The organism is Roseivirga sp. UBA1976 (assembly GCF_002336325.1).
Taxonomy (GTDB): domain Bacteria; phylum Bacteroidota; class Bacteroidia; order Cytophagales; family Cyclobacteriaceae; genus Roseivirga; species Roseivirga thermotolerans.
The window spans coordinates 1-12192 of record NZ_DDDQ01000147.1 but is presented as its reverse complement, the minus strand read 5'-3'; the positions used below and the strand labels follow the sequence as shown (position 1 = coordinate 12192).

Here is a 12192-nt window from a genome sequence, read left to right as displayed (position 1 = left end):
TCTGGCCTATGGTCAATGTTCAAAAAAGCAAGATCAACTAAACCCTTGAGCGTTACGCTCAAACAAAACGGAAAATGAAAATACAAATAACAGCCTTTGGTATCGCCAAAGACATTGTTGGAAAAAAACAGATGACCCTGGATTTTGAAGGAAAGAGTGTAGGAGAGGTGCGTACCTGTTTGGTGAACCGGTTTCCCGAATTTGAGCAATTGGCATCGCTCAGGTTTGCCGTTAATACCAGTTATGTTGATGATTCTTTTGAACTGACAGAAAATGATGAGGTGGTTTTAATTCCGCCCGTAAGTGGAGGTTAATGGAAAACATTGTAATTACTTCGGAGCCGCTGAATAGTCAGTTGTGTATTAATTCCGTTGCTGATAATGGCAGCGGGGGCCTGGTTGTCTTTATTGGTAATGTGCGCAACAAGACAAAGGGAAAAGAGGTGAAATATTTGGATTTTGAGGCCTATGAGCCCATGGCCCTAAAAGAGATGCAAAAAATTGCTCGCGAAGCCATTGAGCGTTGGCACTTGTACGATATGGCCATTCACCACCGAGTAGGCAGGGTGGGCATAGGAGAGGCCGCAGTAGTGATTGCTTGCTCTTCTGCTCACCGAAAGGAGTCATTCAAGGCCTGTGAATTTGCCATAGATACTTTGAAGAAAACAGTACCCATTTGGAAGAAAGAGGTGTTTGAGGATGGAGAGGTTTGGGTTTCGGCACACCCTTAAATACTCGGGCAATCACCGAAAAGATGAGTTAAATGAATTTGGAGTCAATAAAATCGCAATTTCCAATATTCCAGCAGAAAACACCTGTGGGAAAGGAATTGGTGTATTTAGACAATGCCTCTACCACTCAAAAGCCCGATTGTGTAATTGACGCCATCGCTGACTTTTACAAGTTCAGTAATGCCAATGCCGGACGTGGTGTCTATTGGCCGGCAACGGAAGTAACGGGTAGAGTAGTGGACATAAGGCAGCGACTGGCAAAGTTCATAGGGGCTGCAAGGCCTGAAGAAGTAGTCTTTACCCATGGAGTAACCGATGCATTGAATAAACTTGCTCTGGCTATTTTTGGAGGTAGTCAAAAGCGTGAAGGACAAGTGTTGGTTTCGGGCATGGAGCATCATTCTAACTTTGTGCCTTGGCAGATGGCTGCCCGGCATGGCTCGCTTCCTTTTAAGGTGATTCCCCTAACCGACTCGGGGGCCATAGACATGGAGGCTTATGCACAGTTGTTGAAAGAGCCAACGAGCCTTGTGGCCGTAAGTGCTGCCTCTAACGTGACAGGAATAGGTAATGATATTTCCCGTTTATCTCAGATGGCTCATAATTCAGGAGCTCTTTTAGTCGTAGATGCATCTCAGGCAGTGGCCCATCAGCCCATAGATGTGAGGCAATGGGACTGTGACTTTTTGGTTTTTAGCGGACATAAGGCCTACGGACCTACCGGCATTGGAGTACTCTACGGCACATATGAAGTTCTTGCTGAATTGAACCCGTTGGCCTATGGTGGCGGAATGGTACAAGAGGTGAATGAATCTGATACAACTTTTCGAATGCTTCCACATCGCCATGAAGCGGGTACCTTAAACCTGGCAGGGATAGTTGGTTTGGAAGCTGCTATTGGATTCTTAGAAAAACAAGGAATTGCCAATATTCAAGCCCATGAAAACGCACTTTATGAGCTACTCAGAAAGAAACTAAATGAGGTTTCGGGGGTGGCCATTTTGGGAAGATCTTCGAGCCTGCAATGCCCGGTGGTTTCCTTTACCGCTGAGGGAGTACATCCGCACGATATGGCTACGTATTTAGCAACTGAGGGCATAAGTATTCGTGCGGGCCATCACTGTGCGCAGCCTCTTATGAAGCACTTTGGAATAACGGCCTGTTCTCGCATATCATTGGCCTGTTATTCTTCCGGGCAAGAGATAGAACAAACTGTTGATCAACTAAAAGAAGCCATTGCTTTTTTCCGATGAATAAAGCCCTGCAAAGCCTTTATAAAGAAGTAATACTCAGTAGGGCAAAAGTCCCCCGGTATGAGTGTAAAGCTCCTGATTTGGTCCCCACAATAGAAGCTTATAATCCACTATGTGGTGATAAGTTTTATCTCTATGTATCTATTGAAGATAGGGTTTTTAAAGAATTGAAATTCAGTGGTTTTGGTTGTTCAATTTCAAAAGCATCAACCGATGTAATGTGCGATGCATTGAGCCATAAAACCATACAGGAAGGGTTGCTGATTATAGATACATTTTTGGAGTTGATTGATGATAAATCTTCTGTAAGTCCAGAACAGCTCACTGACAGTAAGGAATTGTTGGCTTTTGCTGCAGCCAGAGATTTTCCCGAACGAAAAACTTGCGCGAATCTTGGCTGGGAGGCCTTACGACTTCACTTACAACGCCTATAAACTTTAGTCGTTCAATGCAATGACGCTTTGCTTTACGTGCTTTTCAAATAGCATGTGCATTATACCGTCTTTAAGACCCACATCGGGTACCTGAATTTTTTGAATTTTGGCCGATTTCATTGCATGGAGGTAAATGTCTGAGGCAGGAAGAATAACATCGGCCCGGTCAGGATTTAGATGCATTTTAAAAATGCGTTCTTCCAGGGTAAGTGCCGACAAACGTTTCTGAACCTCCAAAATGGCTTCTAACCGAAGCATTCTCACTTTCGATTTGGTGCCCGAAAGCTCATAAATCTTGGCAATATTCCCTCCGGTACCAACAGCTGTAATACTACCCTTGTGGCCTACAATCTGGTTTTCTATCCACTGGCCCATACGCTTCAATACCGCTTTGGAAGAAGCACTTTGAATAGTTCTTACGGAGCCAATTTTAAACGATTCCGATTTTACCTTGCGTCCGTCTCTAATCAGGTTTAGCTCTGTGCTACCTCCACCAACATCGATGTGCAAAAAAGTACCCTTAGCCAGCTTTTCCATGACCACCCGGTTAATCAATTCAGCTTCACGATCTCCACTAATAATGTTGATCTTGAGACCAAAAAGTTGTTTCACCTTTTCGACAATTTCGCGTCCGTTTTGAGACTCTCGCATGGCCGAAGTAGCACAGGCGTAGTATTTATCTACTTCGTATAGGTCAATGAGAATTTTAAAGGCATTCATCAGCCGAATGAACTTATCTTCCTGCTCAGGGCCTATTCGCTTGTGCTGAAAAACATCATGACCAAGCCGTAAAGGAAAGCGTACGTATTCTAACCGCTTAAAATAGTGCTGACCTTCATAGGTCATTACATTAGTTACCTGAAACCGAATGGCATTTGAACCAATATCTATCGCTGCTAACTTCAAGCCTCCAATTTACACTCAATTTCAGATTTATACATGTATTCATTAGTTCTTGTTTATGCAATAATGTTGCATTTGATAACAATTATTTAATTGATGACCATCTTTCATTACAGAAAGTAAGCCTATCTTAGATTGTGTCTAAAAGAGTTTACACTTGTCTCATTTTAATATGTTTGGTACAAGCATGTTTCAATCCGCCTCCTGAATTTCCAGAAGGAGATGTAGTGGGGTATAAGCCGGTTTATGCTACGGACAACGATGCTTCAATCCGTTTAGAAGAAGCCAGACCAATAGTGAATGGCGGACAAATTTATCTTAAAGGCAATTTGTTGCTTATCAATGAAACGGGAGAAGGGATTCATCTGATAGACAACACAGACCCAGAGGCTCCACAGAACAGAGGCTTTTTGAAAATACTGGGGGCTGAAAATATGGCCATGAAAGATGGAATTTTGTATGTCAATCAGTTTATGTCTGTTTTGGCCATCGATGTCAATGATCTGAACAACATAAGAGTGCTGTCTGAACACGAGTCAATTCTCAACAGAGAAGATTTGAACGCAGCCGTTCCTCCTGGCACTGGTTATTATTTTGAATGTGCCGATCCTAAGAAAGGAAGAGTAGTTGGCTGGCAATTGACCACTATAAATAACCCTAAATGCTACAGGTAAGAAGTTTGGTTTTAGCCCTTTTGGCTATAATAGTAGTGTCTTGTCAGACCGACAGCAACGATTTTACCCCCGATTTGGGAGGCACTGGAACAGGTGGATCTTTGGCCAAGTTTGCCATAGTGCAGAATAGCCTGCTGGTGCTGCATGAAAACGCCATTGATCAGTATTTTATACAGCACGATGGATCATTGACGGAGGGACGTTCGCTTACTTTTTTCTCCGGTGGTCTTGAGACCATTTACCCATACGGTGAATATGCTTTGGTAGGTAGCAATAATCAGGTGTTCTTTCTCGGTTTTGACGACAATAACTTTCTCGATCTCATATCCAGTTACTCTCATCTGACAGCTTGCGATCCGGTAGTAGCTGCTAATGGTGTGGCCTTTTCAACTTTGCGCAATAGTGGCTGTCGATTCGATGCCGATGAGTCACTGGATGTGATAGATATCAGCGACATTGAAACCCCGGTGTTTATCAAATCATACAACATAGAAGCGCCCTATGGCCTTAGCGTTAGAGGCTCTCATTTAATCGTTTGCGAGAGAGGTGGAATAGCCCACTATGGAATCTCCGACCCTTATAATATAGTGTTAAAAGGCTTTTTCGATTTTGGCAATGATACCCCTCTAGATGTAATACACGCACCAACACACCTTATAGTGAGAACAGATAAAGGCATTTATAATGTAAGTTATACTGACAGCGGAGTGTTTCAGATTCTGGCCAAAATAGACTAATGAGTAGGTTTGTTTTTTTCTACTACATTGTACTCTTCTGTTGTGGATCCAAGGCTTTTGCGCAGAGAAGTCAGCCTGACGGTTCTGCTTCTGAAGTTTTGCCAAGGCTGATGCTCAAATATTATGGTTCTCAGTATATAGGCCAGTTCACTTCTCACATGCTGGCGGGTGAATACGTATGGCCAACAGGCAAAGGAATTGAACTAAGACTTGGAGGGCTGATAGATAGAAATGTTTTGAACTATGATGAACTCTATTTTAGTAATAAGTCAGGCTTTAAATCATCGTTGATTTTTAAACAATACATAAGCCATGGACAGCCAATTTTGCAAATTGCCGGTCGGCCTGTTTTAGGAGTCTCTCAGGCATCTAAAGGTGTAATTCCCTACTATGGACTGGAGTTGTTCTATAATGAACTTGGTTTCGACCGAACCCGAACTTATAAGCTGAGTTGCGGGCAAGATTGCGACTACTTTGAGCGCGTAAACTATGGTATGGTTGACAAAAGGGTGGGAGTACGGACTCAATTGGGTTTTGTAGCAGAAATTGCAGGCCCATTTTACTTTGAGTCTTCCATAGCTCTGGGGGCTATGTCTAGTCAATTGAAAGCCGATGATCGCAAGCCCATTGAATATGAGAAAGAATACGGTTTAAAATTCAGAGAAGGCTCTTCTTCAGCCAGATTACAGTGGGCTGTGGATGTCTCATTCAAGGTTGTCATACGTCTCTTAAAATGACCTGCCCAACCAATGTAATACTTCGATTTACTCATTCGAAATATCAGCCTCAGTCATATTTTCCATTTGCCAGTTATGTAGCTACATAAACTTTCGCTTTATTTGCAGTGCTTATCAAGAAAGACGGAGGGACTAGGCCCTGAGATGTCTTAGCAACCTGGGTAATACCTGGTGCTAATTCCTAGCCTCGAGGCATCGGGGAAAAGATGAGAGTAATCCTTCCAAATTTCTCGGTAAGCCCTAAATCTGTAAAATGGCTTACGACATAGAGAAAATTCTCAAAGAAAGAATACTGGTTTTAGATGGTGCTATGGGTACCATGATTCAGCGACATACGCTTACTGAAGATGATTTCAGAGGCGATCGTTTCAAAGACCATCCTCATCCCCTTAAAGGAAACAACGACTTACTCTCCCTTACCCGGCCCGATATAATCAAGGAAATTCACCGACAATACTTTGATGCGGGTGCCGATATTGTGGAGACGAATACATTTAGTGCCACCACAATTGCGCAAGCCGATTATCATTTGGAAGATGCTGTTTACGACATTAACTATGAATCGGCAAGAATTGCCAGAGAGGTGGCCGATGAGTTTACTAGCGAGCAACCGGAAAAGCCTCGCTTTGTGGCCGGTTCTATGGGGCCAACCAATAGGCTGGCCTCCATGTCGCCCGATGTCAATGACCCCGGTTTTAGAAACATTGATTTCGATCAGTTAAGAATAGCTTTTAAAGAACAGGCCAAAGGCTTGTTAGATGGAGGAGTCGATCTGTTTTTGGTAGAGACCATAACCGATACACTCAATGCTAAGGCAGCTCTTTTTGCTATTTCAGAGCTACTGGAAGAAGAAGGAAAGCGCGTGCCTGTAATGGTTAGTGGAACCATAACCGATGCCAGTGGCAGAACTCTGTCGGGTCAAACTACCGAAGCCTTCTTGATATCTGTTTCGCACATGCCCATACTCTCTATTGGCCTCAATTGTGCTTTGGGGGCAGCACAACTACGCCCGTATTTAGAAACCCTTTCAGAAAAAGCGCCTTTTCACACCAGTGCACACCCCAACGCGGGGTTACCCAATGAGTTTGGTCAGTACGACCAAACTCCTGAAGAAATGGTAAAGCAGGTTGGAGAATTTCTGAAAGATGGGTTTCTCAATATTGTGGGAGGCTGCTGTGGCACTACGCCTGAGCATATAAGGCTCATTGCCCAGGAGGCTTCCAGGTATTCACCAAGGTTAGTCCATAGCTCACATTCCATTGTTTCAGACAATTAATTAGCATGTCAATGGAAGCAAATCACTCGAATGATTCAACACTATTTCGCAGAGCTATCAAATGATTCAATTATCTAAAAAATCACCGAACAAGCACCATGGATTCTAAGCAGCCAAACCTAGATCAAAACAACAAAGTTACCCTGCGGCTTTCAGGTCTTGAGCCCCTGATAGTTACGCCTCAGAGTAACTTTGTAAATGTGGGTGAACGAACCAACGTGACCGGCTCCAAGCGTTTTGCCCGCCTAATTAAGGAAGAGAAGTACGATGAGGCTCTTGAAATTGCCAGAGATCAGGTAGAAGGAGGAGCTCAGATCTTAGATGTAAACATGGACGAAGGGATGCTGGATGGCAAGGCGGCTATGGTAAAGTTCCTTAATTTGATAGCCGCAGAACCCGATATCGCCCGAATTCCCATAATGATAGATTCTTCTAAATGGGAGATTATTGAAGCGGGATTAAAGTGCATTCAAGGTAAGGGAGTGGTCAATTCCATTTCTCTTAAAGAAGGCGAAGAAACTTTCATAGAACAGGCTACTAAGGTAAAGCGCTATGGGGCGGCAGTTATTGTAATGGCCTTTGATGAAAAAGGGCAAGCCGATACGTATGAGCGAAGAATAGAGATATGTAAACGCTCTTATGACATACTGGTAGGGAAGGTAGGATTTCCCAAAGAAGACATCATTTTCGATCCTAATATATTCCCTGTGGCTACGGGCATAGAAGAACACAACAACAATGCGGTTGACTTTTTTAGAGCAACCCGATGGATTAGGGAAAACCTGCCCGGAGCACATGTGAGCGGAGGAGTTAGCAATGTGTCTTTTTCTTTTAGAGGGAATAACCCGGTTAGAGAAGCCATGCACTCTGCTTTTTTGTATCACGCCATTAAAGAAGGAATGGATATGGGCATAGTGAACCCCACTATGCTGGAGGTTTACGATGATATTCCTAAAGATTTACTCGAACGTGTGGAGGATGTTCTTCTGAACAGAAGGCCCGATGCTACCGAACGGCTTCTGGAATTTGCCGAAACAGTGAAAGGTGCCGGAAAAGTTCAGGTAAAAGACGATTCCTGGAGGCAGGAACCGGTTGAAAAACGGTTGGAGCATGCATTGGTAAAAGGTATAGTAGAGTTTATTGATGAAGACACAGAGGAAGCCCGTCAGAAGTATGAAAGGCCATTGAAGGTGATTGAAGGGCCGCTAATGGACGGAATGAACGTGGTTGGCGACCTGTTCGGTGCCGGTAAAATGTTTCTTCCTCAGGTAGTAAAAAGTGCCCGGGTAATGAAGAAGGCAGTAGCTTACCTTCTTCCTTTTCTTGAAGAAGAAAAAGCAGCTAATAACGACCAAAGCTCAGCGGCAAAAATACTTCTGGCTACAGTGAAGGGAGATGTGCATGACATTGGTAAGAATATAGTGGGAGTGGTATTGGCCTGTAACAACTTCGATATTGTAGACTTGGGTGTTATGGTGCCGGCCGAAAAAATTCTCGATGCTGCCGTTGAGCATAAAGTGGATGCTATAGGTTTGAGCGGGCTCATTACTCCATCACTCGATGAAATGGTGCACGTGGCAAAAGAAATGGAGAGAAGAGGCTTGCAGATTCCACTAATGATTGGTGGCGCCACTACAAGCCGTATTCATACTGCAGTAAAAATAGACCCTGTATATTCCGGTTCGGTAGTTCATGTTTTAGATGCTTCTAAATCGGTGCCGGTAGCCGGAGAACTTATTAGTAAGGAGACCTACCCAAACATATACAGCCGGGTTAAAACAGAATACGCCAGACTTAGAAATGATCATGCCAACCGCAAACAGGTCAAAAACTACATACCTTATGAGGAAGCACAGGCCAACAGGCTTCAAATCGATTGGTCGGCAAAGAACTTTGTTGAACCGAAATTCATAGGGAATAAAACTTTCAATGATTATTCACTGGAAGAAATAGCTCAATACATTGATTGGACTCCTTTCTTCAGTACCTGGATGCTCAAAGGGAAGTTTCCAAGAATTCTTGAAGACAAAGTGGTGGGCAAAGAAGCGCGCAAGTTATATGATGATGCGCAGGAAATGATTAGAAAAGTAATTGCCAACAACCTGCTTTTTGCCAATGCCGTAGTGGGGCTTTATCCGGCCAATTCGGTAGGTGATGACATAGAAGTTTACACAAACGATTCACGATCTGAAGTGCTAAAAACCTTTCATATGCTCCGTCAGCAGGGTAAAAAGGGGAGTGGACTTCCTAATTTGTCACTGGCGGACTTTGTGGCTCCCAAGGGGCAAGGCAGCGACTATATGGGTGCTTTTGCCGTTACAGCCGGAATTGGTATTGAGCCATTGATTGAGCAGTATGAAAAGGACCATGACGACTATAACTCAATTATGATAAAAGCTGTGGCCGATCGTTTGGCCGAAGCTTTTGCAGAGTTGATGCATGCTAAAATCAGAAAAGAACTTTGGGGCTATGCTCCTCAGGAGGCTTTGAATAATGAAGAATTAATTCGAGAAAGCTATCAGGGTATTCGACCGGCACCTGGGTATCCGGCTTGTCCTGAACACACAGAAAAGGGGATACTCTTCGATTTACTGGAGGTTGAGAAAAACACCGGAATTAGTTTAACCGAGTCTTTTGCCATGTATCCTGCGGCCTCTGTTTCCGGATTCTATTTTATGCATGAGGAAGCCAAGTATTTTGGTTTGGGGAAAATTGAAAAAGACCAGGTAGAAAGCTATGCCTCTCGCAAAGGCTGGACCATTGAACAGGCTGAAAAATGGCTGGCTCCCAATTTGAGTTATGATGTATAATGAGCCTGAAAACTACAAACTGACGAACGGATAACCGACACCCATGAAAGTCATAGAACATATTAAAAACGCCAAGGGCAAAACTCTCTTTAGTTTTGAGATTTTACCACCGGTAAAAGGAGAAAGTGTACAGAATATTTTCGATGCCATAGATCCGCTAATGGAGTTTAAACCGCCTTTTATAGATGTAACCTATCATAGGGAAGAGTACATGTATAAAAAGCGCGAAAATGGGCTTTTAGAGAGAGTTACTACCCGTAAGCGACCGGGAACTGTAGGTATTTGTGCGGCTATAATGAATAAGTATCATGTAGATGCCGTGCCCCATATTATTTGTGGAGGTTTTAATAAAGAAGAGACTGAAAACGCACTTATAGATCTGGATTTTCTGGGTATCGACAATGTATTGGTACTCAGGGGAGATGCCATAAAGTCAGAAGGTAGGTTTGTTCCCGATCCGGCAGGGCATTCTTATGCCAGCGAGCTACTCCAACAAGTATTGGAACTCAATGAGGGCCGATATATGCATGAAGAGGTAAAACGAAATCCTACGAATTTCTGCATTGGAGTTGCCGGATATCCGGAAAAGCATTTTGAGGCGCCCAGCCTAAAATCGGATCTCAAATACCTGAAGAAAAAGATAGACATGGGAGCCGATTATATTGTCACCCAAATGTTTTTCGATAATAAGAAGTATTTCGACTTTGTAGATAGATGCCGCCAAAATGGTATCGATGTGCCTATTATACCGGGTATTAAGCCAATAACCACTCTCAACCACATGAACATTCTACCCAGTATATTTCATGTAGACTTACCCGATGATTTGGTAGATGAGCTAGATAAGTGTAAGGATAATGCTCAAGCCAGAGAAGTAGGCATTGCCTGGGCTATTCAACAATCTAAGGAACTAATGGAGGCAGGTGTGCCGGTGCTCCATTATTACACCATGAGCAAGAGCCAGGTAGTTAAGAGAATTGCCGAGGCTTTGTTTTAAAGTGCCATTGAAAACTCCACATCATCAAAGTCTTTGTCCGTTACTCTGATGATGTGGATGGGCTTCTGCAACAGTCAGGTGTGTTGGTATTTCAACATTATCAACAAAGAATTAGCCTAGTACTTCTTCATGCTTTGCCTGTTCAATTCATTATTGTAGAACCTCCAACTGGTTTCAAAATTCTTGCTAAGCTTTTCGTTGGTGAGTAAGGCGCGTACCATTTCAACAGGCATGGCATTTTCCCTCATTACAGCATCGTGAAACTCTTTGAGAGTCATTTTTCCGCTATCTACCAGTTCTCTTTTTAAAGCGTAAAACTGTTGGCCGCCAACCATATAGGCAATTTGATAGAGCGGCCCATAGCCTCCAGTAAACGATCTTCTTACTTCTCCTTCGGCATTGGCTCTTTCGTGCCCAACACGGTCTACCAAATAATCAATGCATTGCTGAGGAGTCCATTTGCCCAAATGATAGTTTAGAGAAAATATAATTCTTGCACAGCGATGCATTCGCCAAAACAACATTCCTATTCTATCTTCGGGTGAGCGTGGAAAGTCCATATCCCACAGCAGCAACTCCCAATAAAGAGCCCAGCCCTCTGTCCAGAAAGGAGTACCAAAAAAACGGTAAGATTTGTATCGGTTGTTCATGAAGCGTTGCATGTGGTGGCCGGCAATTAACTCATGGTGTACTGTGGAGCGCGAAAAGTGTGGGTTGTTACCGCGCATGCTCATGAGTTTATCTGCGTGCTCCATTTCATCGGTTGGGTAAGAGATCTGAAGCACTTCGCCACCCAGAAAAAACGGGCTGATTAATTGTCTCTCAGGGGGAATCATGGTCATTCGCCAAGTCTCTTCAGCTATGGAAGGAATTGAAATGAGGTCGTTGTCTTTCAGAAATGCTACCGATTGGTCGTATAGTTCCAACATGGCTTCCGGTTGTTGCCCGGCCGGAACGAATGACATTTTTACCTTTTCCTGAGCAGCACGCCAGTCATCTCCAAAGCCCATCTCGCGCGATGCTTTTAGTAGTTCCTCATCGCACCAGGCAAATTCCTTCATGGCCATATCTAAGAGTTCTTCCGGGGTGTAAGGAATCATTTCTTGTTTTAGTTGCCGAATGAGTTCTGTTCTGCCAATTGGGTTACCAATAATGCCGCTGCCATCGTCAGCTGGTTGAGTTTTAGGGTCTACTTTTGTCTGTATTAGCCTGGCATACTCGTTCAACTCTTTAGTTAGTTTTTCATACGGTTTGCTAACCCACCAGCCAAACTGTGGGTCATAGCCATTATAAAAGTCATATACACTTTTTAGGGCTTGAATATGCCCTCTTATGATGCCCTGAGCACGATCGGTTAGGTTTTTCGGAAAAAGGGTAGACCCTTTTTTCAGTTTAGAGGCGGTAGACTCCAGTTGTGTAGAAATGGTGTTGAGCTGAGAGGCCACCTCTTCAGAGTTAAGGTGTTTTCCTCTTCTGCGCAATTTCTCAATGGCATAGATAGGCTCTGCAAATGCCACCCATTCCCGCACAGCATTATATTCTTCAGCTTCCTCTCGGAGTTGATACAGGTGGTCTTTTATGTAGTTATCAATCAAAATGTAATCTACCTGCCCACCTCTCGATAGCTTGTTGAAGTTGTAA

Annotated in this window: 12 protein-coding genes and 1 riboswitch; of the genes, 10 read left to right on the top strand and 2 right to left on the bottom strand. The window is 43.6% G+C overall.

Annotated features, from left to right (window positions below):
* The first annotated feature begins 74 nt into the window (after positions 1-74).
* The 4 genes from B3763_RS15175 to sufU are packed head-to-tail and all read left to right on the top strand — an operon-like array spanning position 75 to position 2417.
* On the top strand, positions 75-314 hold the full coding sequence (locus B3763_RS15175; protein WP_286747543.1) for a MoaD/ThiS family protein: 240 nt from the start codon (positions 75-77) through the stop codon (positions 312-314).
* Positions 314-730, top strand: coding sequence for a molybdenum cofactor biosynthesis protein MoaE (locus B3763_RS15170; RefSeq protein WP_286747541.1), 417 nt, complete (start codon positions 314-316; stop codon positions 728-730). The genes B3763_RS15175 and B3763_RS15170 overlap by 1 nt, the downstream gene beginning before the upstream one ends.
* A gap of 32 nt (positions 731-762) precedes the next feature.
* Entirely contained in the window at positions 763-1983 is a 1221-nt protein-coding gene (locus B3763_RS15165) for an aminotransferase class V-fold PLP-dependent enzyme (RefSeq protein ID WP_286747539.1), read from the top strand.
* On the top strand, positions 1980-2417 hold the full coding sequence (gene sufU / locus B3763_RS15160; protein WP_286747537.1) for a Fe-S cluster assembly sulfur transfer protein SufU: 438 nt from the start codon (positions 1980-1982) through the stop codon (positions 2415-2417). The genes B3763_RS15165 and sufU overlap by 4 nt, the downstream gene beginning before the upstream one ends.
* 3 nt (positions 2418-2420) lie before the next feature.
* Here sufU and B3763_RS15155 read toward each other — a convergent pair whose 3' ends face one another.
* Entirely contained in the window at positions 2421-3323 is a 903-nt protein-coding gene (locus B3763_RS15155) for a phosphatase (RefSeq protein ID WP_189631403.1), read from the bottom strand.
* Between the two features lie 173 nt (positions 3324-3496).
* Between B3763_RS15155 and B3763_RS15150 the strand changes: the two genes are divergently transcribed.
* The 6 genes from B3763_RS15150 (at position 3497) to metF (ending at position 10551) form a co-directional block, all read left to right on the top strand.
* Positions 3497-3994, top strand: a complete 498-nt coding sequence (locus tag B3763_RS15150; protein ID WP_286747536.1) for a hypothetical protein — start codon at positions 3497-3499, stop codon at positions 3992-3994.
* The gene (locus B3763_RS15145) at positions 3982-4731 is read left to right on the top strand and encodes a hypothetical protein (RefSeq protein ID WP_286747535.1); all 750 of its coding nucleotides are present in this window, start codon (positions 3982-3984) and stop codon (positions 4729-4731) included. The genes B3763_RS15150 and B3763_RS15145 overlap by 13 nt, the downstream gene beginning before the upstream one ends.
* Positions 4731-5468, top strand: a complete 738-nt coding sequence (locus B3763_RS15140; protein ID WP_189631400.1) for a hypothetical protein — start codon at positions 4731-4733, stop codon at positions 5466-5468. Before B3763_RS15145 ends, B3763_RS15140 begins: the two co-directional genes overlap by 1 nt.
* Positions 5469-5576: 108 nt before the next feature.
* A riboswitch (SAM riboswitch) is annotated at positions 5577-5681 on the top strand.
* 40 nt (positions 5682-5721) lie between these two features.
* The gene (locus B3763_RS15135; RefSeq protein ID WP_414707139.1) at positions 5722-6744 is read left to right on the top strand and encodes a homocysteine S-methyltransferase family protein; all 1023 of its coding nucleotides are present in this window, start codon (positions 5722-5724) and stop codon (positions 6742-6744) included.
* 98 nt (positions 6745-6842) lie between these two features.
* Positions 6843-9554 (top strand): methionine synthase, encoded by a 2712-nt coding sequence (gene metH, locus B3763_RS15130; protein WP_348655153.1) that lies wholly within the window; start codon positions 6843-6845, stop codon positions 9552-9554.
* 43 nt (positions 9555-9597) lie between these two features.
* A complete protein-coding gene (gene metF, locus B3763_RS15125; RefSeq protein WP_286747534.1) occupies positions 9598-10551 on the top strand; it encodes a methylenetetrahydrofolate reductase [NAD(P)H] in 954 nt (317 codons plus the stop codon).
* 116 nt (positions 10552-10667) lie between these two features.
* On the opposite strand, the gene B3763_RS15120 is transcribed toward metF, so the two are convergent.
* Positions 10668-12192 (bottom strand): DUF885 family protein (locus B3763_RS15120; protein WP_286747533.1); only part of this gene is annotated, 1525 nt, incomplete at its 5' end.

Coding starts and splice junctions, on each gene's coding strand:
- B3763_RS15175 (WP_286747543.1), top strand. CDS start 75: ATGAAAATACAAATAACAGCCTTTGGTATCGCCAAAGACATTGTTGGA.
- B3763_RS15170 (WP_286747541.1), top strand. CDS start 314: ATGGAAAACATTGTAATTACTTCGGAGCCGCTGAATAGTCAGTTGTGT.
- B3763_RS15165 (WP_286747539.1), top strand. CDS start 763: ATGAATTTGGAGTCAATAAAATCGCAATTTCCAATATTCCAGCAGAAA.
- sufU (WP_286747537.1), top strand. CDS start 1,980: ATGAATAAAGCCCTGCAAAGCCTTTATAAAGAAGTAATACTCAGTAGG.
- B3763_RS15145 (WP_286747535.1), top strand. CDS start 3,982: ATGCTACAGGTAAGAAGTTTGGTTTTAGCCCTTTTGGCTATAATAGTA.
- B3763_RS15140 (WP_189631400.1), top strand. CDS start 4,731: ATGAGTAGGTTTGTTTTTTTCTACTACATTGTACTCTTCTGTTGTGGA.
- B3763_RS15135 (WP_414707139.1), top strand. CDS start 5,722: ATGGCTTACGACATAGAGAAAATTCTCAAAGAAAGAATACTGGTTTTA.
- metH (WP_348655153.1), top strand. CDS start 6,843: ATGGATTCTAAGCAGCCAAACCTAGATCAAAACAACAAAGTTACCCTG.
- metF (WP_286747534.1), top strand. CDS start 9,598: ATGAAAGTCATAGAACATATTAAAAACGCCAAGGGCAAAACTCTCTTT.